Annotated in this window: 19 protein-coding genes; 4 read left to right on the top strand and 15 right to left on the bottom strand. The window is 59.0% G+C overall.

All coding sequences use genetic code 11. The features are described from left to right. Positions 1 to 15: 15 nt before the first annotated feature. The 10 genes from H620_RS0102160 to rpmH form a co-directional block, all read right to left on the bottom strand. Positions 16 to 423, bottom strand: coding sequence for a F0F1 ATP synthase subunit I (locus tag H620_RS0102160; protein ID WP_023383138.1), 408 nt, complete (start codon positions 421 to 423; stop codon positions 16 to 18). A 149-nt stretch (positions 424 to 572) separates the two neighbouring features. Continuing rightward, positions 573 to 1445, bottom strand: a complete 873-nt coding sequence (locus tag H620_RS0102155; RefSeq protein WP_023383139.1) for a ParB/RepB/Spo0J family partition protein — start codon at positions 1443 to 1445, stop codon at positions 573 to 575. Positions 1446 to 1454: 9 nt separating this feature from the next. Then, positions 1455 to 2246 carry a ParA family protein gene (locus H620_RS0102150; RefSeq protein ID WP_023383140.1) on the bottom strand — a complete coding sequence of 264 codons (792 nt, stop codon included), beginning with the start codon at positions 2244 to 2246 and terminating at the stop codon, positions 1455 to 1457. An 18-nt stretch (positions 2247 to 2264) separates the two neighbouring features. Next, positions 2265 to 2915, bottom strand: a complete 651-nt coding sequence (rsmG, locus tag H620_RS0102145) for a 16S rRNA (guanine(527)-N(7))-methyltransferase RsmG (RefSeq protein ID WP_023383141.1) — start codon at positions 2913 to 2915, stop codon at positions 2265 to 2267. Further along, entirely contained in the window at positions 2912 to 4804 is a 1893-nt protein-coding gene (gene mnmG / locus H620_RS0102140) for a tRNA uridine-5-carboxymethylaminomethyl(34) synthesis enzyme MnmG (RefSeq protein ID WP_023383142.1), read from the bottom strand. Before mnmG ends, rsmG begins: the two co-directional genes overlap by 4 nt. Positions 4805 to 5401: 597 nt before the next feature. Then, a complete protein-coding gene (gene mnmE, locus H620_RS0102135; protein WP_023383143.1) occupies positions 5402 to 6772 on the bottom strand; it encodes a tRNA uridine-5-carboxymethylaminomethyl(34) synthesis GTPase MnmE in 1371 nt (456 codons plus the stop codon). An 86-nt stretch (positions 6773 to 6858) separates the two neighbouring features. Continuing rightward, the gene (gene yidC, locus H620_RS0102130; RefSeq protein ID WP_027906651.1) at positions 6859 to 8541 is read right to left on the bottom strand and encodes a membrane protein insertase YidC; all 1683 of its coding nucleotides are present in this window, start codon (positions 8539 to 8541) and stop codon (positions 6859 to 6861) included. Between the two features lie 2 nt (positions 8542 to 8543). Then, positions 8544 to 8789 carry a membrane protein insertion efficiency factor YidD gene (yidD, locus tag H620_RS26175; protein WP_023383145.1) on the bottom strand — a complete coding sequence of 82 codons (246 nt, stop codon included), beginning with the start codon at positions 8787 to 8789 and terminating at the stop codon, positions 8544 to 8546. Next, complete coding sequence (gene rnpA, locus H620_RS0102125; protein ID WP_027906650.1) at positions 8782 to 9186, bottom strand: ribonuclease P protein component; 405 nt, start codon at positions 9184 to 9186, stop codon at positions 8782 to 8784. The genes yidD and rnpA overlap by 8 nt, the downstream gene beginning before the upstream one ends. Before the next feature lie 13 nt (positions 9187 to 9199). Next, positions 9200 to 9334 carry a 50S ribosomal protein L34 gene (rpmH, locus tag H620_RS0102120; RefSeq protein ID WP_003253163.1) on the bottom strand — a complete coding sequence of 45 codons (135 nt, stop codon included), beginning with the start codon at positions 9332 to 9334 and terminating at the stop codon, positions 9200 to 9202. Positions 9335 to 9929: 595 nt separating this feature from the next. On the opposite strand from rpmH, the gene dnaA reads away from it, so the two are divergent. The 4 genes from dnaA to gyrB are packed head-to-tail and all read left to right on the top strand — an operon-like array spanning position 9930 to position 16149. Next, positions 9930 to 11462: a chromosomal replication initiator protein DnaA gene (dnaA, locus tag H620_RS0102115; protein WP_023377927.1), complete on the top strand. Its 1533-nt coding sequence runs from the start codon at positions 9930 to 9932 to the stop codon at positions 11460 to 11462. 40 nt (positions 11463 to 11502) lie between these two features. Beyond that, positions 11503 to 12606 (top strand): DNA polymerase III subunit beta, encoded by a 1104-nt coding sequence (gene dnaN, locus H620_RS0102110; RefSeq protein ID WP_023377928.1) that lies wholly within the window; start codon positions 11503 to 11505, stop codon positions 12604 to 12606. A gap of 14 nt (positions 12607 to 12620) precedes the next feature. Next, positions 12621 to 13724, top strand: a complete 1104-nt coding sequence (recF, locus tag H620_RS0102105; protein WP_023377929.1) for a DNA replication/repair protein RecF — start codon at positions 12621 to 12623, stop codon at positions 13722 to 13724. Between the two features lie 4 nt (positions 13725 to 13728). Next, the gene (gene gyrB, locus H620_RS0102100; protein WP_023377930.1) at positions 13729 to 16149 is read left to right on the top strand and encodes a DNA topoisomerase (ATP-hydrolyzing) subunit B; all 2421 of its coding nucleotides are present in this window, start codon (positions 13729 to 13731) and stop codon (positions 16147 to 16149) included. Positions 16150 to 16214: 65 nt separating this feature from the next. Here gyrB and H620_RS0102095 read toward each other — a convergent pair whose 3' ends face one another. The 5 genes from H620_RS0102095 to H620_RS0102075 all read right to left on the bottom strand — a co-directional run bounded on the left by H620_RS0102095 (position 16215) and on the right by H620_RS0102075 (position 23055). Further along, positions 16215 to 17315 (bottom strand): M14 family metallopeptidase, encoded by a 1101-nt coding sequence (locus tag H620_RS0102095; protein WP_023377935.1) that lies wholly within the window; start codon positions 17313 to 17315, stop codon positions 16215 to 16217. A 111-nt stretch (positions 17316 to 17426) separates the two neighbouring features. Beyond that, the gene (locus tag H620_RS0102090; protein ID WP_023377937.1) at positions 17427 to 18704 is read right to left on the bottom strand and encodes an MFS transporter; all 1278 of its coding nucleotides are present in this window, start codon (positions 18702 to 18704) and stop codon (positions 17427 to 17429) included. Between the two features lie 77 nt (positions 18705 to 18781). Beyond that, the gene (locus H620_RS0102085) at positions 18782 to 19702 is read right to left on the bottom strand and encodes a LysR substrate-binding domain-containing protein (RefSeq protein ID WP_023377939.1); all 921 of its coding nucleotides are present in this window, start codon (positions 19700 to 19702) and stop codon (positions 18782 to 18784) included. A 102-nt stretch (positions 19703 to 19804) separates the two neighbouring features. Next, positions 19805 to 21166, bottom strand: a complete 1362-nt coding sequence (locus tag H620_RS0102080; protein WP_027906649.1) for a DUF1329 domain-containing protein — start codon at positions 21164 to 21166, stop codon at positions 19805 to 19807. Positions 21167 to 21192: 26 nt separating this feature from the next. Beyond that, positions 21193 to 23055, bottom strand: a complete 1863-nt coding sequence (locus tag H620_RS0102075) for a DUF1302 domain-containing protein (RefSeq protein ID WP_041925425.1) — start codon at positions 23053 to 23055, stop codon at positions 21193 to 21195. Positions 23056 to 23224: the final 169 nt, after the last annotated feature.

Here is a 23224-nt window from a genome sequence, read left to right as displayed (position 1 = left end):
GTTGCCTCAAACGCCCTAAGGTCTCGAAAGTCTTTTATTCATCAGCAGGGGCGCGAACCAGCTGACCAAAAGGGTCAGCACGAAGACGCCGAATACTGCTAACGGCGCCAATGGCTTCACTCCTGCGAAGGTCAGTGCAAACAACACTGCCGTCAAAATCATCTTGCCTGCCTCGCCTGCGTAGAACGACTTGACGATGGCCTGCGCCGCCCGGGCTCCGCTGTAGCGAAAAGCCTTCCAGGCGAAATACATATTGGGTAGCCAGGCAATCAAACCTCCGCAGAGGCCTGAATATCCACTGACCGTCCCTTTCCACTGCCACAACCCCAATGTTGCCAGTAGCAGTACGACAAATTGAGCCAGCAGTACCGGAAAAACTGCCCAGCGATGGAAAGGCAAGCGGTTTGGCGTGCGGATTTCCATCAGAACTGCTCCTCGGAAGTCGACCAACAAGTCAGCAATGACTTGGCATAATTTGTGCCGACAAAATGCGCGCAGAGTATAGGGGTGGATTAACCCCTATTCAACTCTTCGGTAGTGATTTCCGACTGCGCGCTACAACGGGAATTGTTTCAGCGGATGTGAGCAAGCACGCCTTGCAACTCGTCAAGCGAGTTATAACGAATAACCAACTGGCCTTTGCCCTTGTTGCCGTGGCGGATCTGCACCGGGGAGCCCAGGCGCTCTGCCAGCCGCTGTTCAAGGCGCTCGATGTCCGGATCAGGTTTGCTCGGTTCGACCGGCTCAGGTTTGCCATTGAGCCACTGGCGTACCAGTGCCTCAGTTTGGCGCACGGTCAGTCCACGTGCGACAACATGACGCGCCCCCTCTTCCTGGCGATCTTCCTCCAGGCCGAGCAAAGCTCGGGCGTGGCCCATCTCCAGGTCGCCGTGGGCGAGCATGGTCTTGATGACTTCCGGCAGCGAGATCAGGCGCAGCAGGTTGGCCACGGTCACCCGCGACTTGCCCACGGCGTCGGCCACCTGCTGCTGGGTCAGTTCGAACTCCTGCTGCAAGCGCTGCAGGGCAAGGGCCTCTTCCAGTGGGTTGAGATCTTCACGCTGGATGTTCTCGATCAGCGCCATGGCGATGGCGGCTTCGTCGGGCACTTCGCGGACCATCGCCGGGATGGTGTCCAGGCCGGCCTGTTGGGTGGCGCGCCAGCGGCGCTCACCGGCGATGATTTCATAGCGGCTGCCGTCGATCGGGCGAACCACGATCGGCTGCATGACGCCATGAGTGCGAATCGAGTGCGCCAGTTCTTCGAGCGCCTCCGGATCCATGTCGCGGCGCGGCTGGTACTTGCCACGCTGGATCAGCTCGACTGGCAGGTGTTGCAGTTCTTTCTGGTCGATCTTGACAGCCTGCGCTTCGAGCGCGCTGACGGAAGGACCACTTAGCAGTGCATCCAACCCACGTCCGAGACCCCGTTTCTTAACGGCCATGCGGATTCCTTAAGTTGTTTGTGCAGTGCGTGATTGACGGCGTTGACGGCGCACCAGTTCCCCGGCCAGGGCCAGGTAGGCAAGTGCGCCGCGCGATTGCTTGTCGTAAGCCAACGCGGGCATGCCGAAGCTCGGTGCTTCAGCCAGGCGGATGTTGCGTGGAATGACCGTGTCGTAGAGCTGCTCGCCGAAATGCTCCTTGAGCTGCGCCGAAACATCGTTGTTCAGGCTCAGTCGCGGGTCGTACATGGTTCGCAGCAGGCCTTCGATCTTCAGCGCCGGGTTCAGACGAGCGGCAATGCGCTTGATGTTATCCACAAGGTCACTGAGGCCTTCCAGTGCGTAGTACTCGCACTGCATCGGGATAATCACGCCATCGGAGGCGACCAGGGCATTGAGCGTCAGCATCGACAGCGACGGTGGGCAGTCGATGAGAATGTAATCGTAGTTGTCGCGGATCGGCGCCAAGGCGTTGCGCAGGCGGCTCTCCTTGACCTGCATCTCCAGCAGCACCACTTCCGCGGCGGTCAGGTCGCGGTTGGCCGGCAGCAGCTGGAAGCCGCCGTGCTCGGAGTAGTGCATGGCCTGGGCAAGGTCGCATTCCCCGATCAGCAGGTCATAGACCGAGTGCTCGAGTTCATGTTTGTCCACACCGCTGCCCATGGTGGCGTTGCCCTGCGGATCGAGGTCGATCAGCAGCACACGACGCTTGGTCGCAGCCAGCGATGCTGCAAGATTGATACAGGTGGTGGTTTTACCCACACCCCCTTTCTGGTTCGCGATTGCGAATACCTTAGCCATTGTTGCGTGTGTTCCCAGTCATGCCTTGCGGCGCAGTATCAGCAGATGGCGCTGGCCCTGGCAACCCGGAACGGTCAGGGCCTGCTCGCTTTCCACTGTGAAGTCTGCGGGCAATGCTACCAGTTCATCGGCAGGATGCAGCCCCTTCATTGCAAGCCATTGCGTCCCGGTGTCGCCCAAATGGCGGGTCCAGTTGGTGAAGTTCTCCATGCTGCTGAAGGCGCGGGAGATGATTCCGCTGAACGGGTGCGGCGGTTGGAAGGCTTCGACCCGGCTGTGGATAACCGTGAGGTTGTCCAATTTCAGTTCCATTTTTACCTGGGTCAGGAAGCGCGTCTTCTTGCCGTTGGCGTCCAGCACCGTCACGTTCTTGCTCGGGTGCAGAATAGCCAAGGGAATGCCAGGCATGCCACCACCGCTCCCGACATCCAGCCAATGTTCGCGGTCGCTGTGGATAAACGGCATGACGCTAAGGCTGTCGAGCAGATGGCGCGAAACCATCTCGTCCGGGTCACGCACGGCGGTCAGGTTGTAGGCTTTGTTCCACTTGATCAACAGGGCCAGGTAGCCCAGCAGCTTTTCCTGCTGCTCGGCGCTCAGCTCGACGCCGAGCTGGCGCGCACCTGTGGACAACTCTTCTGCGTGTTGTGGGGTGACCAGGGAACTCAAGCGCTTTGCTCCAATTCGCGGCCGGCGCCGCGTTTTTTCAGATGAATCAGTAACAGGGAAATCGCCGCCGGCGTAACACCGGGAATACGCGAAGCCTGGCCCAAGGTTTCAGGACGGGTCTGGCCTAGCTTGCTTTGGATTTCCTTCGACAGGCCGGAAATCGTGGTGTAGTCGATATCCACAGGCAGGCGGGTGTCTTCGCTTGCCCGCAGACGGGCGATTTCTTCCTGTTGGCGGTCGATGTAGCCCGCGTATTTGGTCTTGATCTCCACCTGCTCGGCGATTTGTGGATCGATGATTTGCCCACCGGTGGCTTCAATCAGGCCGGCATAGTCGATTTCCGGACGTGCCAGCAGGTTCAGCAAGCTGTACTCGTGGCTCAGCGGAGTGCCGAACTTATCCACAATGGCCTGACCTTGCGGCGTGTTGGGTCGTACCCAAGTCGACTTCAGTCGCTGTTCCTCGCGCTCGATGCCATCGCGCTTGGCGCAGAAGGCGGCCCAACGCGCGTCGTCGATCAAGCCGAGTTCACGGCCCTTCTCGGTCAGGCGTAGGTCGGCGTTGTCTTCACGCAGGATCAGTCGGTACTCGGCGCGAGAGGTGAACATGCGGTACGGCTCTTGGGTACCGAGGGTAATCAGGTCGTCGACCAGTACACCGATGTATGCCTCATCACGGCGTGGGCACCAGCTTTCACGGCCTTGCGCACGCAGTGCCGCGTTGGTCCCGGCCAGCAGGCCCTGGGCGCCAGCTTCTTCGTAGCCGGTGGTGCCGTTGATCTGGCCAGCGAAGAACAGGCCGCCGATGACTTTGGTTTCGAGACTGTACTTCAGATCACGCGGGTCGAAGTAGTCGTACTCGATGGCGTAACCCGGGCGCACGATGTGTGCGTTTTCCATGCCGCGGATCGAACGCACCAGCTCCAGCTGCACATCGAACGGCAGCGAGGTGGAAATACCGTTCGGATAAAGCTCATGGGTGGTCAAGCCTTCAGGCTCGATGAACACCTGGTGGCTTTCCTTGTCGGCGAAGCGGTGGATCTTGTCTTCGATCGACGGGCAATAACGCGGGCCGATCCCTTCGATGACACCCGAGTACATCGGTGAACGATCGAGGTTCGAGGCAATGATCTCATGGGTACGCGCGTTGGTGTGGGTAATCCAGCAACTGACCTGGCGCGGGTGCATCTGAGCGTTGCCCATGAACGACATCACCGGAATCGGCGTGTCGCCTGGCTGTTCGGTCATCACCGAGAAGTCCACCGAACGCCCATCGATACGCGGTGGGGTACCGGTTTTCAAGCGGCCAACGCGCAGCGGCAGTTCACGCATGCGGTGAGCCAGGGCGATCGAGGGCGGATCGCCGGCGCGGCCACCGGAATGGTTCTGCAATCCAATGTGGATAAGCCCGCCGAGGAAGGTGCCGGTCGTCAGCACCACCGATTCTGCGAAGAAACGCAGACCCATCTGCGTAACCACGCCTTTGACCTGGTCCTGTTCGACGATCAGGTCGTCGCAGGACTGCTGGAATATCCACAGGTTCGGCTGGTTTTCCAGGATCTCGCGCACCACCGCCTTGTAGATGGCGCGGTCAGCTTGCGCACGGGTCGCACGCACGGCGGGCCCTTTGCGGTTGTTCAACACACGGAACTGAATGCCGCTCTTGTCGGTGGCCAGCGCCATGGCGCCGCCGAGCGCATCGATCTCTTTGACCAGATGGCTTTTACCGATACCGCCAATGGCGGGGTTGCAGCTCATGTGACCGAGGGTTTCCACGTTATGGGTCAGCAGCAGGGTTTTCACACCCATGCGTGCAGACGCAAGCGCAGCCTCGGTACCGGCATGGCCGCCGCCGATGACGATCACTTCAAAACGGGAAGGGAAATCCACCACGCACCTCGTGCCTGTTTTGCGATTAGAAAAGGTAAGCGGACAAGTATAGGGACTTCACCCCTCTTAAAGAAACCGTCTGAGCAATTTTTGATCAGTCTGTGGATGAATGGCAGACAACAGAAATCAAAGAGGAAAAATTTAAAAAAGCTTTGTTTTTATGTTTATTCTTATGCACAGGGTCTTCTGTGGATAACGTTCTATACCCCATATGTGACGCTGGATACAGGAAAATTAAACCCTGTGGCTGGAGTGCCATGAGGGCTCTGGATAACAGGATTTAGCCTGTGGATTAAATGCCCCTTTACCCACAAGCGGGTTTGTCCTCAGAGAAAAATGCCGGTTATCAACGGAGCTGAAGGCGAGTTTTCCACAGAGCTCCTGGGAGCCTGGTGGCGCCTGTTGATGAAAAAAATGTACTGCATAGAGCAGGCAAAACGAGGACAGGGACGCGAGTCGACCACTCATCCACGAGCATTTCGCTGGATGGACGGTCACGTCGCGGGGCAAAGCCCGCTCATACAGGGCTCTGTGGGGGAATTTCAGGCAAAAAAAAGCCGCTCCAGAAGGAGCGGCCTTGGTCATGTGGGCTGTGGATTACTTACCGATGCAGAAACTGGAGAAGATCCGCCCAAGCAGGTCATCCGAGCTGAATGCTCCTGTAATTTCACCCAATGCCTGTTGAGCCTGGCGCAAATCTTCAGCCAGCAGCTCCCCAGCCCCCGCCAATGTCAGTTGGTCGCGCCCGTGTTCCAGGTGTGCACTCGCTTGACGCAGCGCATCCAGATGCCGGCGACGGGCGCTGAAGCCGCTTTCAGCGGTCTGCTCATAGCCCATGCACGCTTTCAGGTGATCGCGCAGCATCTGCAGGCCTTGATCGTCGCCCTTGGCACTCAGGGTGATCGTCACGTGGCCGTCGTCGCACTGCTCCAGCCCTACCCGCTCGCCGCTGAGGTCAGCCTTGTTACGGATCAGCGTCACCTTGGCGGGGTCTGGCCGCTGATCGAGGAACTCTGGCCACAATGCAAACGGATCGTTCGCCTCGGGTGCGGTGGAGTCCACCACCAACAGGACACGGTCCGCTTCACCGATGGCCTTCAGAGCACGTTCCACGCCGATTTTTTCCACATGGTCGTCGGTATCCCTCAACCCGGCAGTGTCGACCACATGCAGCGGCATACCATCGATGTGGATATGTTCCCGCAGGATATCCCGAGTGGTGCCTGCAATATCGGTCACGATCGCGGCTTCCCTGCCAGCCAGGCGGTTGAGTAGGCTCGACTTGCCAGCGTTCGGTCGACCGGCGATGACTACCGTCATGCCGTCACGCAACAGTGCGCCCTGCCCGGCCTCGCGTTGCACTGTGGACAACTCGCTGCGCACCGCATCGAGCATCGACAGCACATGGCCATCGGCGAGGAAATCGATCTCCTCCTCGGGAAAGTCGATAGCCGCCTCGACATAGATCCGCAGGGCGATCAGCGCTTCGGTCAGGCTGTGCACACGTTTGGAGAATTCACCCTGCAGAGAGCGCAAGGCATTGCGTGCGGCCTGGCTGGAGCTGGCTTCGATCAGGTCGGCAATCGCTTCGGCCTGAGCCAGGTCGAGCTTGTCATTGAGAAATGCCCGTTCGCTGAACTCCCCTGGGCGCGCTAAACGGCAACCCACCTGCACGCAGCGCTGGAGCAGCATGTCCAGCACCACCGGGCCACCATGCCCCTGCAACTCGAGCACATCCTCACCGGTGAAGGAATTCGGCCCAGGGAAGAACAGCGCAATGCCCTCGTCCAGCACCAACCCATCCTCGTCGCGGAATGGACCGTAATGGGCGTGGCGTGGTGTCAGTGTACGCCCGGTGATCATTTGGCCAGCCTTGGCGGCCAACGGCCCGGACAGCCTGACGATACCTACCCCGCCACGGCCCTGGGCAGTGGCGATGGCAGCGATGGTTTCACGCACAGTGTTCATGCTCGAAAGCCTCTAGGACGAATACGACAGATAGCAAAAACGCCCCCGAGGGGGCGTTTTTATTCACAGGCTAGCTCAGTAGCCCGTCAAGCAGCAGCTTTCTTGGTTGCTGCTTCGATGCTGCGAGTGATGTACCACTGCTGTGCGATCGACAGGCAGTTGTTCACAACCCAGTACAGCACCAGACCAGCCGGGAACCACAGGAAGAAGAAGGTGAAGATGATTGGCATCATTTTCATAACCTTGGCCTGCATCGGATCCGGCGGCGTCGGGTTCAGACGCTGTTGGATGAACATGGTGGCGCCCATGATGATCGGCAGGATGAAGAACGGATCCTTGATCGACAGGTCGGTAATCCACAGCATCCATGGGGCCTGGCGCATTTCGACGCTTTCCAGCAGTACCCAGTACAGGGCCAGGAACACGGGCATCTGCACCAGGATCGGCAAGCAGCCGCCCAGTGGGTTGATCTTCTCTTTCTTGTACAGCTCCATCATCGCCTGGGACATCTTCTGGCGATCGTCACCGAAGCGTTCCTTCAGCGCCGCAAGCTTCGGTGCAACGGCACGCATACGCGCCATCGAACGGTAGCTGGCAGCCGACAGCGGGAAGAACAGGCCTTTGATGAGCATGGTCAGAACGATGATCGACCAGCCCCAGTTACCCAGCAGGCTGTGGATATGTTGCAGCAGCCAGAAGATCGGCTGGGCAATGAACCACAGGAAGCCGTAGTCGACGGTCAGTTCCAGGCCTGGGGACAACTCCTTGAGCTTGGACTGGATCTTCGGACCGGCATACAGCATGGCGCTGGTTTCGACCTTGCCACCAGCTGGAACGCTGATTGCCGGGCCGGTGTAGCCGATGATGTAGTTGCCTTGGCTGTCCTTGCGGGTCTGGACGACATTGTTGTCCGACTTGGCCGGGATCCAGGCGGTGACGAAGTAGTGCTGCAGCCAGGCGACCCAGCCGCCGGACACATTTTCTTTCAAACTACCTTTGTCGATGTCCTTCATGGACACCTTTTTGTACGGCTCGGAAGCTGTCCACAGGGCGGCACCCAGGTAGGTGGCGGTACCGGTGGCGGTGCTCGACGATGGATCCGAGCTGGCGTCGCGCTTGAGCTGGGCAAACATGTTGCCGCTCCAGGCCTGGCCGCTCTGGTTGTCGATCAGGTAGGTGACGTTCAGGTCATATTCACCGCGCTTGAAGCTGAAGCGCTTGATGTAGTTGACACCGTTGTCACTGAACTTCAGGTCGACCACCAGTTGTTCCTGACCATCGGCCAGCTGGTAGCTCTTCTGCTCGGTGGCGTACAGAGGACGACCGGCTGGGTGTGCATCCGGACCGTTGACGCCGGTCAGACCGCTTTGGGCCAGGTAGACGCGCTCGCCACCATTGTCGAACAGCTGGAATGGAATGTCCGGATGGTCCTGACGACGTGGGTACTTCGGCAGGGTCAGTTGGACGATGTCGCCACCCACTGGGTCGATAGCCAGTTCCAGAACGTCGGTCTTGACCCGGATCAGGTCCTTGCTGACCGCGACCGGCGCCAGTTCGGCAGGGGTCGATTCGGCATTGGCGCTTGGCACATCGGCGCTGGCGCCAGCGTTTCCGGCCGGTACGCCATCCGGCAAGGCCGGAGCGGTAGTGCTGGCAGCAGTATTCTGAGTCGGCAGGGCTGCCTGGCCATAGTCCTGGTTCCATTTGAGGACCATGACGTAGGACACGATTGCCAGGGCGACGATCAGGATCGTGCGTTTAATATCCATGATTACTCGGCTATCGAAGAAGTTCGGGAGGAAGGAGCGGGGGGAACGGGATCGAAACCACCGTCGTTCCACGGATGACAACGCCCCAGGCGACGAACGGCTAGCCACCCACCACGTACGAGGCCATGATTTTCGATGGCTTCATAAGCGTAATGGGAGCAACTGGGGTAGAAACGACAGTGACTGGCCATCAGAGGACTAATGGCGTAACGGTAAAACTGGATCGGAACGAGTGCCAGTTTACGCATCTTGACTGTCTACCCCTACGGAATCGGCGTTTCGCGCTGGAGATGGCCGGCTGCGTGCCAGGCGCTTCCAGAGCTTGCCAAAGTGTTGGTGCAATTCCGGGTTATCTATCTCACCCAATCCCTTGCGCGCGACGATCACGATGTCCAAGCCAGCGAGCATCTGCTGGTTCAGACGGAAGGAATCGCGCATCAAGCGCTTGAGGCGATTGCGTTGAACGGCGAGCTTGACGCTCTTCTTGCCAATCACCAGGCCTAGGCGCGGGTGATCGAGTCCGTTCTCGCGAGCAAGGATCAGCAGGTTTTTCCCTGGAACCTTGCCGGTTGGGGAGTCGAAGACCGCTTTGAAATGCCGGGGTGTAAGCAGTCGCTTATCCCGACTGAAGTCCTGACTCACCACCTGTGCCGAAAGATCAAATTGCCAGACGCTTACGGCCTTTGGCACGACGACGCGACAGAACAGCGCGGCCGTTCTTGGTAGCCATACGGGCACGGAAGCCGTGGGTGCGCGCGCGCTTGATGGTGCTTGGTTGGAAAGTACGTTTCATGGCGTGTTACCTGGGTTTGTCGACAACGGGCCGGAATGGCCCCCTTTTTAAGAGATCGGCGATTCTAGAGAAAGCAAGCCAATAGGTCAATTTCCAACCAGCCTTTCCTTATAGGTGGAGCGTCGGCTGATGCCCACGAGTGGAGCACCCGTGGGTGGCTGGACAGATCACTGAACGGAAGCTCAACATGAAAAAAAGAAGAGACATATAAAAAGCTTTTCTGAAGAACTTATAGATCTTTAGGGAGCAGTCTTCTGTGGATAACCTTCTGTAGGCCAGAAATGACGTGCTGTACAGAAAACTTTAACCCTGTCGGTAACGGGTGCTGATGATGTGCCGGACGTGCGCAGAACCTGTGGATTGAATCGGCGTTTATCCACAGCGGTGTTATCCACAGGCTAAGCTCTAGGGTTGTGCATAGCCCTCAGTCATAGTTATCCACAGAGCTTATGCGTACACGGCAAATGTCTTTTTGGACGCTAAATGGCTGTTTTGGCATGGATCAGAACGTTTCCACATGTGGATAACTGGTCGCCCGACCGGTACAATGGCGGTTTGTTTTTGCCTCATCCGGCTTTCAACTCAGGGGATATCCGTGTCAGTGGAACTTTGGCAGCAGTGCGTAGAGCTTTTGCGCGATGAACTGCCTGCCCAGCAATTCAACACCTGGATCCGTCCGCTACAGGTCGAAGCCGAAGGCGACGAGTTGCGCGTCTATGCGCCTAACCGTTTCGTTCTCGATTGGGTCAATGAAAAGTACCTGGGCCGCCTGCTCGAACTCCTGGGTGAGCAAGGCAACGGTATTGCGCCTGCCCTTTCCTTATTAATAGGCAGCCGTCGCAGCTCCGCCCCCCGGGCTGCGCCTAACGCACCTGTCAGTGCCGCCGTTGCCGCGTCCATCGCGCAGAACCATGCGCAACAGTCAGCACCGGTTGCTCCCATTGCCGAACCGATCAGCGCAACCGTGGTTGAATCGGTCGCGGTCAATGAACTGGCTGAGTCGTCCTCACGTGACACTTACGACGGAATGGGTGACGCGTCGCCAGCACCGGCAGCGGCAGGTCGAACCGAGCAACGTACCGTCCAGGTCGAAGGTGCGCTCAAGCACACCAGCTATCTGAACCGCACCTTTACCTTCGAAACCTTTGTCGAAGGTAAGTCCAACCAATTGGCCCGCGCAGCTGCCTGGCAGGTCGCGGACAATCCCAAGCATGGCTACAACCCTCTCTTCCTTTATGGCGGCGTGGGTTTGGGTAAGACCCACCTCATGCATGCTGTGGGTAACCACCTGTTGAAGAAGAATCCGAATGCCAAGGTCGTCTACCTGCATTCCGAGCGGTTCGTCGCCGACATGGTCAAGGCGTTGCAGCTGAACGCCATCAACGAGTTCAAGCGCTTCTACCGGTCGGTGGACGCACTGCTCATCGATGACATCCAGTTCTTTGCCCGCAAGGAGCGATCTCAAGAGGAGTTTTTCCACACCTTCAACGCTCTGCTTGAAGGCGGCCAGCAGGTGATTCTGACCAGCGACCGTTACCCCAAGGAGATCGAGGGCCTGGAAGAACGCTTGAAGTCGCGCTTCGGTTGGGGGCTGACCGTGGCGGTCGAGCCGCCGGAGCTTGAAACACGCGTGGCCATCTTGATGAAGAAGGCCGACCAGGCGAAGGTCGAGCTGCCACACGATGCAGCTTTCTTCATTGCCCAGCGTATCCGCTCCAACGTGCGTGAACTCGAAGGTGCCCTCAAGCGTGTGATCGCTCACTCGCACTTCATGGGTCGCGACATCACCATCGAACTGATTCGCGAGTCGCTGAAAGACCTGCTGGCGCTGCAGGACAAGCTGGTCAGTGTGGATAACATTCAGCGTACCGTTGCCGAGTACTACAAGATCAAGATCGCCGATTTGTTGTCCAAACGCCGATCGCGCTCTGTTGCACGTCCGCGTCAGGTGGCCATGGCCTTGTCCAAGGAGCTGACCAATCACAGTCTGCCGGAAATCGGCGATATGTTTGGTGGCCGGGACCATACCACCGTGTTGCACGCCTGCCGCAAGATCAACGAATTGAAGGAATCCGACGCGGACATCCGCGAGGACTACAAGAACCTGCTGCGGACGCTGACGACCTGATGGCCGTCAGCGCAGCTATTTGAAGGCAAGGGACTAGACCATGCATTTCACCATTCAACGCGAAGCCCTGTTGAAACCCCTGCAACTGGTCGCCGGTGTCGTCGAGCGCCGTCAGACCTTGCCGGTCCTGTCCAACGTTCTGCTGGTCGTGCAAGGCCAGCAGCTTTCGTTGACGGGTACCGACCTGGAAGTCGAACTGGTAGGCCGCGTGCAACTGGAAGACTCGGCTGAGCCTGGCGAAATCACTGTTCCAGCGCGCAAGCTGATGGACATTTGCAAAAGCCTGCCGAACGATGCCCTGATCGATATCAAAGTCGACGAACAGAAACTGTTGGTAAAGGCCGGCCGCAGCCGCTTCACCCTGTCGACCCTGCCGGCCAACGACTTCCCGACCGTGGAAGAAGGCCCAGGCTCGCTGACCTGCAACCTGGAGCAAAGCAAGCTGCGCCGCCTGATCGAGCGCACCAGTTTCGCCATGGCTCAGCAGGATGTGCGCTACTACCTCAACGGTATGCTGCTGGAGGTATCCAGCGGTACGCTGCGTGCTGTCGCGACCGATGGCCACCGTCTGGCGATGTGCGCGATGAGTGCACCGATCGAACAGGCCGACCGCCACCAGGTGATCGTGCCACGCAAGGGTATCCTTGAGCTGGCGCGTTTGCTGACCGAGCCGGAAGGCATGGTCAGCATCGTCCTCGGTCAGCACCACATCCGTGCGACGACCGGCGAGTTCACCTTCACCTCCAAGCTGGTCGACGGCAAGTTCCCTGACTACGAACGCGTCCTGCCCAAGGGGGGGGACAAGTTGGTTATCGGCGATCGCCAGGCGCTGCGTGAAGCGTTCAGCCGTACTGCGATCTTGTCCAACGAGAAGTACCGCGGTATTCGCCTGCAACTGGCCGCTGGCCAACTGAAGATTCAGGCCAACAACCCTGAGCAGGAAGAAGCTGAAGAAGAAATCAGCGTCGACTACGACGGCAGCTCGCTGGAAATCGGTTTCAACGTCAGCTACCTGCTGGACGTGCTGGGTGTGATGACGACTGAACAGGTCCGCCTGATTCTGTCCGACTCCAACAGCAGTGCCCTGCTGCAGGAAGCCGGCAATGACGACTCGTCCTACGTTGTCATGCCGATGCGTCTGTAAACGTAGCAGGCCCAATGTCCCTTCGACGTATCATGGTCACCGCGGTGCGCAACCTGCACCCGGTGACCCTCTCACCTTCCCCACGCATCAATATCCTTTACGGCACCAACGGCAGCGGCAAAACCAGCGTGCTTGAAGCCGTGCATTTGCTTGGACTGGCGCGCTCGTTTCGTAGTACCCGGCTCAACCCGGTCATCCAGTACGAACAGCCCACTTGCACGGTGTTTGGCGAAGTCGAGCTGACGGAAGGTGGCACCAGTAACCTGGGGATATCCCGTGATCGGCACGGGGAGTTCACCATTCGCATCGATGGGCAGAATGCCAAGAGTACGGCTCAGCTTGCCGAGCTCTTGCCACTGCAATTGATCAACCCCGACAGTTTTAGGCTGCTCGAAGGTGCTCCGAAGATCCGCCGGCAGTTTCTGGACTGGGGCGTGTTTCACGTGGAACCACGCTTCATGGCAGCTTGGCAGCGTCTGCAGAAGGCGCTGCGGCAGCGGAACTCATGGTTGCGTCATGGTACACTTGACGCAGCTTCGCAAGCCGCCTGGGACCGGGAAATGTGCCTGGCCAGCGCGGAAATAGATGAATACCGTCGCAACTACATCAAGGCCTTGAAGCCTGTCTTCGAGCGAACCCTGAGCGAACTGGTCGAGCTGGACGGGTTAACCCTGAGCTACTACCGAGGCTGGGACAAAGACCGCGAACTCAATGAAGTTCTCGCTTCTTCTCTTCTTCGAGATCAGCAAATGGGCCATACCCAGGCCGGCCCACAACGTGCTGATCTGCGTCTGCGATTGGCTGCCAATAACGCGGCCGACATTTTGTCGCGGGGGCAACAGAAGCTTGTGGTGTGCGCATTGCGCATAGCACAAGGCCATCTCGTGAGTCAGGCTCGCCGCGGTCACTGTATTTATCTCGTGGATGACTTGCCATCCGAGCTGGATGAGCAGCATCGCCGCGCGCTATGCCGCTTGCTTGAAGAATTACGCTGCCAGGTGTTCATCACCTGTGTAGATCACGAATTACTGAGGGAAGGCTGGCAGACGGAAACGCCAGTTGCTTTGTTCCACGTGGAACAAGGCCGTATCACCCAGACCCACGACCATCGGGAGTGAAGGCATGAGCGAAAATCAAACGTACGACTCCTCCAGCATCAAGGTGCTGAAAGGTTTGGATGCCGTGCGCAAGCGTCCCGGCATGTACATTGGCGACACCGATGATGGTAGCGGCCTGCACCACATGGTCTTCGAGGTGGTCGACAACTCGATCGACGAAGCCCTCGCCGGTCACTGCGATGACATCACCGTCATCATTCACCCGGATGAATCCATCAGTGTGCGCGACAACGGTCGCGGCATTCCGGTTGACGTGCATAAAGAAGAAGGCGTTTCGGCAGCCGAGGTCATCATGACCGTGCTGCACGCTGGCGGTAAGTTCGACGACAACTCGTACAAGGTGTCTGGTGGTCTGCACGGTGTAGGCGTTTCCGTGGTGAACGCCCTTTCCGAGAAACTGGTCCTGACCGTACGCCGTAGTGGCAAGATCTGGGAACAGACGTACGTCCACGGTGTTCCACAAGCGCCGATGGCGGTTGTCGGTGAGAGTGAGTCCACGGGTACCCACATTCACTTCAAGCCATCTGCCGAGACCTTCAAGAATATCCATTTCAGCTGGGACATCCTGGCCAAGCGGATTCGTGAACTGTCCTTCCTGAACTCCGGGGTTGGCATCCTGCTCAAGGATGAACGCAGCGGCAAGGAAGAGTTCTTCAAGTACGAAGGTGGCCTGCGGGCTTTCGTCGAGTACCTGAACACCAACAAGACACCGATCAACTCCCAGGTGTTCCACTTCAACGTCCAGCGCGACGATGGCGTGGGTGTCGAAGTGGCGTTGCAGTGGAACGACAGCTTCAACGAAAACCTGCTGTGCTTCACCAACAACATTCCTCAACGCGATGGTGGTACCCACCTGGTGGGCTTCCGCTCTTCGTTGACTCGTAGCCTCAATAGCTACATCGAGCAGGAAGGTCTGGCCAAGAAAAACAAGGTCGCCACCACCGGTGACGATGCCCGCGAAGGTTTGACCGCCATCATTTCGGTCAAGGTACCTGATCCGAAGTTCAGCTCCCAGACCAAGGACAAGCTGGTTTCCTCGGAGGTGAAAACCGCCGTGGAACAGGAGATGAATAAGTACTTCGCCGACTTCTTGCTGGAAAACCCGAACGAGGCCAAGGCCGTTGTCGGCAAGATGATCGACGCCGCCCGTGCTCGTGAAGCCGCGCGTAAAGCCCGTGAGATGACCCGCCGCAAGGGGGCACTGGATATCGCCGGTCTGCCGGGCAAGCTTGCCGACTGCCAGGAAAAGGACCCTGCTCTTTCCGAACTTTACCTGGTGGAGGGTGACTCTGCGGGTGGCTCGGCCAAGCAAGGTCGTAACCGCCGCACCCAGGCGATCTTGCCGCTCAAGGGTAAGATCCTCAACGTCGAGAAAGCGCGCTTCGACAAGATGATCTCGTCCCAGGAAGTGGGCACGCTGATCACCGCGCTGGGCTGCGGTATCGGTCGTGAAGAGTACAACATCGACAAATTGCGTTATCACAACATCATCATCATGACCGATGCTGACGTTGACGGTTCGCACATCCGTACCCTGCTGCTGACGTTCTTCTTCCGTCAGTTGCCGGAGCTGGTCGAGCGCGGTTACATCTATATTGCCCAGCCACCGCTGTACAAGGTTAAGAAAGGCAAGCAGGAGCAGTACATCAAGGACGACGAGGCCATGGAAGAGTACATGACCCAGTCGGCCCTCGAAGATGCCAGTCTGCACCTGGATGAGTCGGCGCCAGCAGTATCCGGTGTACAACTGGAAAACCTGGTGAACGAGTTCCGTGGTGTGATGAAGACGCTCAAGCGCCTGTCGCGGCTGTACCCGGAAGAGCTCACCGAGCACTTCATCTACCTGCCTGAAGTCACGCTGGACCAGTTGGCTGATCATGCAGTCATGCAGGGATGGCTGGCGAAGTTCCAGGAGCGCCTGAACAACAGTCAGAAGTCTGGTCTGGTGTACAAGGCCAGCCTGCGCGAGGACAAAGAGCGCAACCTCTGGCTGCCGGAAGTTGAAATCACTTCCCACGGCTTGGCCAGCTATGTCACGTTCAACCGCGACTTCTTCGGCAGCAACGACTACCGTTCGATCGTCGTCTTGGGTGGCAATCTGTCTACCCTGCTCGGCGAAGGTGCCTATGTACAGCGTGGTGAACGCCGCAAGGCAGTCAGCGAGTTCAAGGAAGCGCTGGACTGGCTGATGAACGAAAGCACCAAGCGTCATACCATCCAGCGATACAAAGGTCTGGGTGAGATGAACCCTGAGCAGCTGTGGGAGACCACCATGGACCCCACCGTGCGCCGTATGCTCAAGGTCACCATCGAAGACGCGATTGCTGCTGACCAGCTGTTCAATACCTTGATGGGCGACGCGGTTGAGCCACGTCGTGACTTCATTGAAAGCAATGCGCTGTCGGTGTCGAACCTCGACTTCTGATCCGTTGCCGCTCCAACAGAAAAGCCCGCGAAAGCGGGCTTTTTGCTGTTTCACGGAAATCGCGGCTATTGGGCCACAAGGGCCTCTTCATTCAAGCCGCAGATGGCCTGTAGTGCCACTTCGCGCGCCTGGCGCAACACATCCTCTTTCCACTGTGGTTCGTCGACATAGAAGGCGTCGCGCAGTTGCCGTTTGATCTGCTGGCGCCGCTGCTCGCTGGTGCCTGGGTTGTTATGTAGCCACTGTTCAGCCCGCAAGGCATCGAGTACTTGTTGCCCCGGCAAGGTACCGAACTCAAGCGTCAAGGCCGTGAACGCCGCCGGAGCGCACTCCTCCATCGTGCCGTACACCATCAGTCCGTTCAGCGGCACCGACACTGACTGGCCTTCCTGCGAGGAGCGAACGCCCTCCCCCCACCAGCGCCGAGCCCGTTTCAGCATGGGGGAATTGGCTGGTCCAGAGTAAATACGTTCACCATGCCCCTTGGGGCCAAGCCCTGTGTGGATATCGATCCAGACCAGGTGCTCGCATCGGTTGGCCTGTTGGTGGAGGATCCTACGTACGGCAGCGTTGCTCCATGTGGGTGAGATCCCCGTATAGAACAGTCCGTCGGGGTGGCTGTGCTGTCCCCCAGATATTGCTTCCTGTAGACGCTTGCGCCCCAGCCTCACCAGATGCGAAAGCAGTCGCAGGCGATTGATCAAGGTGACTGGCCAGCGCTCGGGAATCATCAGCGAGTGGAGCCTTGGATAGTCGCGGTTAGGCGAACGGGGTTGGCTGAAGTCGCGAAAGTTGCGGTTCAGGTCGACATTCTCGTGGGTCCAGCGACGTAGCCAGGAAAACCCGTAAGGGTTGGCCGCATGCAGGTAGACCACCGCGCAGCGGGCGTCGCTGGCCTGACGTTGAAAGTTCTCATCCTGCAACAGCGCAATCTGCACAGCTGAGCCACAGAAGCCCTCGACACCATGGCATCCACTGCTGATCAGCAATACATGCTCGGCATCGATCGGGCCGCTGCGAGCCACGTCGATGGCCAACTCCTCGCCTTCGGCACCGCGTAGCGGGTGCCGGTGGGATTCGACCGACAGACCCCGATCAGCACAGGCCTTTAGGAATTTTTGTCGCGCTTGTGCGTACGTCTGTGAGAAGCAGGCAGCAGGATTCATTTCAGCTCCGGTTTTTTCCTGGGTTGGACCGGACAGCGGGCAGCCGCCTACCGGCCGGCCCGAGGCCAGTAAAAGTGAAAGGGAAAAGTTCGTGAGTCTGCGGTCTGGCGTTCAGCCGGCGTGCAGTGCTGGCTGCAGAGACGATTCGTAGGCTTGCAGGTGCATGCGGGTTTGCTCTGGCCGGACCAGCCAGAAGGCAATCAGCGTGAAGACAATGATGGCTGTGCCGATTACCGCCAGCGCAGACTCGAAGCCATGCGCGATATCCCCGCCACGCACGGCGACCCATTGCCCGACCAGCCACGGCGCGAGCATGCCGGCACTGGTCACCCCGCCGATGTGGATCGACAACATGGAGCCCCGGCGCTCGCCCGGCGCAATGAACGCGACGATGGTGTTGGCGAATGTCGGCAGTACATTGATCAACACTGCCCCGGTCGCATACAGCGCAAGGGTCGTCAGAGTGTGGCCATGGGCCTGGGTGATCAGCAGGAAAGCGAAGCCCGCGATCAGGCTGCAGGCCAGTGGCAATGCCACCATGGCCCGTTGCGGGCTGGCGCCTTCCTTGAGTGCCCGTTGCGAGAGTGCCGAGACACCGAGGTTGCACAGAATGACGGCCAGGGTCACGCCCATGACCACGTAGCCCGACTGCATCGCGGTCATCTCCAGGCCCTTCTGCAGGTAGACCGGTACCCAGCTGTAGACCAGTGCATTGGGCAGAAAGCCCATGAAGCCTATCAGGGTGATGCCGAGGAAGGTCCGGTTGAGCAGCAACCGGCGATAGCCTGGCAAGGGGTGGCCGGTACGGTTGATTACCGGTTCCACCTGTGTTCCCTCGCGGCCGAAGGCCAACCATAGCAGCATCCACAGCAGCCCAATCAGTGCCAGCGCAAGATAGGCCATGCGCCAGCCGACTTGGGCAATCAGCAGCGGCAGGCTGACTGCGGCCAATACGGCGCCGAGCATGATCGACACCTGGATCAGCGAAGCAGGCATCACCCGTTCGGTAGGACCGAACCATTTGAAGCAGGCATGCTGAGTCACGGCAGTGCCGGGGCCGGTACCGGCACCGAGCATCAAGCGGCTGAGCACCAGTGCGGCGAAGCTGCTGCTGACGCTCACCAGCAGTTGCGAGACCATCCACACCAATGACATGCCTACCAGTATCCAGCGGCTAGGAAAACGGTTGGCCAGGAAGCCAACCGCCACCCCGGAGATCGAGTAGAGGAAAAAGAACGCACTGCCGATGAAGCCGAATTCGGCGGGTGTGAGCTTAAGCTCATCAATGATCTGGGCGCCGGCGAAGGCAAAGATGCTCTTGTCCAGCACACTGATGATCATCACAGCCATCAGCATGACCAGCACGAGATTACGATGGGAGAACGGCATACAGGGCTACTCCAGAGGTCATGCAGGCAGGATGCCGTAGCCGCTGCTCGCTGAATAATGATCTATCGGCATGCTTATCAAAGTTGGTTATGGAGCGGTGAGCGCAAGGTTTGCGGGTTCTTGAAGGCGTAGATGATGTCGTCGACAAGCATCTGCGTTTCCCGCGTCATCAGTTCTGCGGGCCGGCAAACCAGGGAGATGTCGGTGCCTGGTACCCGCTCGGCGATCGGCAGCATGTCGAGGTTGCCAGACACGACGGGCAAGTCGAAGACACGACGCGACCAGATACTGACGGCATCCGTGGTCGCGGCCAGCTCGGCGTATAGCACCACCGATGCGCAGATGATCGTACGCTCTGGTGGTTGGATGCCGTATTCCTCGAACATGCGTCCGGCCAGTGAAATGTCCAGCGTGTCGGGCAGCAGCCATTCCAGGTCAAGCAACTCGTTCAACGAACGGGCCTTCGACAAGGGATGCCCTTTGCGCACGGCCAGGGTAGTGGGTTGGGCGTACAGTTCATGCCACTCGAAGCCTTCGACACTGCGGGCGGGTGGGTGTGACGTCAGCGCCAAGTCCAGCTGCCCTTCACGCAGACCCTCCAGCAATTTGGCCGGACGCAGTTCAAGAATCTGCAACTGCACCTTCGGGTAGCGCTTGCGATAGCTGAGGATGCAACTGGCGAACTGCTGACTGGGCGTGACAGGGGACACGCCGATGATCACCCGACCGTCCATGGTGCCCTTGAGCGTCTCGATCTCGTCCCGAGCCCGACGTACCTCCTCCACCACCAACCGCGCTCGGCGCACTAGATGTTCACCGTAGGGGGTGACGGTGATCCCACGGTTGGATCGCACCAGCAGAGGTACGCCCAGCTCCGACTCCAGCTCCTTGATGCTCTTCGACAAGGCCGGCTGAGAAATATGCAGTAACCGAGAGGCCTCCTGAATACTGCCACTTTCGCAGATCGCGACGATGGCGCGCAGTTGATGCAACTTCATGGCATACACCTGAACCTGAGGGGATGCGAACTAGAGCATAAAATGCCGCGACCGACGAGTCAGCGCCCAGGGTTGGAAGCATCCCATGGGCGCAACTGTCGGTCAGCGAATCCCGGTAGCACGCAAGGCGTTCGGGGTGAACTCCTTGCTCGATGCATTCAGCGAGAAGTCGTAGCTGCTCTTTTTCTCTTCGTTGCGCAGGCCTGAGACCGTGTAGCGGCCAGTGGTCACGTCGTAATGCGTCTCGGCGGTCAACCAGGGGAATTGCTGATCGTAGAAGAATCGTGCATGCCCTTCGGAAACCCGCCAAAGGTTGCCACGGCTGTCGTAGGCATCGGCTTCAGCCACCTGCCAGCTGTCTTCGTCAATGTACAGGTCGCGCTTGCTGTAGATATGGCGCTGGCCGGGCTTGAGGGTGGCGACCACATGCCAGACCCGGTGCAGTTCGTAACGGGTATGGTCGGGGTTGAGGTGGCCTGGGCGAATGATGTCGTCGTACTTGAGCTTCGGTGAGTCCAGGGCATAGCTGTTGTAGGGGATATAGACCTCTTTTTTGCCCACCAGCTTCCAGTCATAGCGATCGGGTGCGCCGTTGAACATGTCGAAGTCGTCGTAGGTGCGCATTCCTTCAGCGCCAGGGCTGTCGTAGCCGACCTGCGGCGCACGGCGTACTCGGCGCTGGCCGGCGTTGTACATCCAGGCCATGCGCGGCTCGGCGACCTGGTCGAGGGTTTCCAGTACCAGCATCACGCTGCCGGCTCGCCGCGGGGGCGAAAGGATTTCCTGGCGGAAGTAGAACAGGATGTTGGCCATTTTCTGCGGGTCGTAATCCTTCAGGCCGAACGGGAAGGCGAATTGCTCTTTCATCATGCTGATGGAGTAGGTACCGTTTTCCTGCGGATTTATCTGTGCGGTGTTGCGCAGGATCGAGTCACCCCGGTAGCGGGTGATGTGGTTCCAGATCACTTCCAGGCCGGACTGGGGGATCGGGAAAGGGATCGACATCTTGAAGTTCTGCAGGCCGTTTCCGCCTTCCGCGAGGGTCGTGCGAGTAGCGTTCTCCTTGACCGCAGCGAACACTTTTGGGGGCAAAGTGACGCTGCGATGTGTGGTGTACACCGGGATGCGATAGGTGTCCGGAAACCGTGCGAACATCGCCAGCTGTCCGGGTGTCAGGCGTGCCTTGTACTGTTCGGCATTTTGCGCCGTGATCACAAACAAGGGCTTCTCGTTGGCGTAGGGGTTGGGGATAAAACCACCGGCGTCCACTGAGCCGGTGCTGGCCGGCAAGCCGCCGGTCCAGGCTGGGATGCTGCCGTCGGCATTACCGGCTTTCTCGGCACCGATAGGGGTCAGCTCGCCTCCCAGGCGGGCTGCTTCCTGTTCGGACACGGCCGCCATCACCTGGCTGGCCAACAGGCTAAGGACCAGGCAGCTGCTGCGGATCAAGGCTTTGCGAAACATGGTCTACCTCCAGGAACAAAGGAGCGTCAGAAGCTCACGCCCAGGCTGACGGCGAGGAAGTCGCGGTCTGTGTTGGTGTTGAAGTCACCGCCGAAGTAGTCGGTGTAACTGATGGCGAGGTTGTAGCGGTTGAGGTATTCGGCATCCACGCCGATGCTCACCGACTTGTCTCCCTCGTTGAACGTCGGGCCAAAACCTTCGACGTCATGGGCAAAGGACACACTTGGGCGCAGCACCACACCGCCGATAAGGTCGGCGTACTCCAGCATTGCGCGCACTCGGTAACCCCAGGAGTCGGCGGTATAGAAGCCCTTGCTGTTGCACTGGTCCGGGTTGGCCGAGTTGGCGACCTGACGGCACAGGTTGTTTCCGGAAATACCACCAAGCAACGGGGCGCTACCGGCGGTGGACAATTCGCCGTTGCCATAGACACTGCTGCGGCCAAAGCGCAGGTCCGAACCATCGGTCGCGCCCAAGTCGGCGATGTGGCTGTAACCGACTTCGCCCACCAGTGTCAGGCGATCCGCACCGATGAAGGTCAACTGGTCGATGGTGCGGGTCAGGGTGACTTGTGCCTGGGTGAACGGCTTGCGCACGTAGCCGTTGATCAGCGAGCCGTAGGCGGAGCTTGCGAAACCGGTCTGGAAGACCGGCAGGCCGGCGTTGACCAGCGGATTGGTGGCAGCCGCGCCGAGGGTGGCGGCTGCCGACACATCACTGGCATTCAGTGACAGCGGCATGTTCGGGCGGTAACTGATTTCGCCGGCCACGGCGGTGGCGCCGACCGTCGTGCTGAAGCTCAGGCCGTACAGGCGAATGTCTTCCGGGTACTCCAGGTAGTAGCGTGCCGTGCTGACACCACCCTGCCCTGCCAAGCCGCCCACCGGGTCGAGCAAGGCGCCACGGCCGACCCTCCACGTACTGGTCGGGGTACGGCTGTGATAGTTCATGGCGTAGACACCGAACTCAGTGTCGTTGAGTTCAGGCACCATCCAGCGCAGGGCCACGCCGAACTGGCCACTGTTGCGTGGGTCCTTGTCGGAAAGGCGTGGCACATAACCATAACCACCGGGTATCCCGGTACCGTCGACGTCGCGGTCAAAGTCGCTGCCGTTGATTGCCATGTTGTTGTCGCAGCCCTTGGCGACCACATCGCTGCTGAAGAAAGTACCGCAGTTGTCGGCGACGGTTTTTTCCCATTGCAGCTGGTAGAAGGCTTCGAACGAAAGGCTGTCGGTCAGGCCCTGGTTGAAATAGAGCATGTTGACTGGAATCAGTGCTTCCTTGACCTCGGAGCCTGGACGGCGCAAGGCTGAGACATCGACCGGGTTGATACTGTTAATGCCGTTCTGGATGAAGGTGCTTTCACCCCAGCTGACCACCTGTCGGCCAGCGCGAACGGTGCCTGGCAAGTCGTTGATGGTGTAGTTGTGGTAGACGAAGGCATCCAGCAACTCGACGCCCGAAGACTTGGCGGCCATGTCGCGGTGGTTGTCATCGATGTCCTCAAGCAAGCGACCTTCATCCTTGAGCTCGAAGTCGTACCAGTACTTGCCTCGCACGAACACACCGGTGTCGCCGTACTTGAGCTCGAGGTCGTGCACGCCCTTGAAGATCTTCGAGAACGTTTCGCCCTTCTTGAAATTCAGGCGGCCGTCGTCGGAAGTCTGGGTAGAGGCCGTGCCTCCGTTGCGCGTGCCAATGAAGGCGCGGTCCGGGCTGTCCATGGCCCAGCTGGCCCCAATGGACAGGCTGGTATCGAAACGCCCTTCGATTTCCCCGATGTTGAAGGTAACGGCCTGTGCGCTGGTTGCCGCGAGTGCCAGGCTGACTCCCAGCGGAAGTACGCGAAGCCGAGGGCCCGCGACGCCGGTCATTGTTTTTTTCATAAGTGCTCTGCGCCTTGAACTTGCTGTTCATGAGAAAGCCTCCCCTTCGGCGGGGGCGTCTGCATGGTAAGCAGCGAGTCACAGCGGCGGCTTCTGAAAAAAAGTGATGCCCATAGCCAAATGAGAGGGTGGCGACTGTCGATAACCGGCAGCTATCGGGATGAACCAT

The organism is Pseudomonas taiwanensis DSM 21245, from assembly GCF_000425785.1.
In the GTDB taxonomy this organism is placed as follows: domain Bacteria; phylum Pseudomonadota; class Gammaproteobacteria; order Pseudomonadales; family Pseudomonadaceae; genus Aquipseudomonas; species Aquipseudomonas taiwanensis.
The sequence above is the reverse complement of the archived record's forward strand: the minus strand, read 5'-3'. Positions and strand labels throughout refer to the sequence as shown.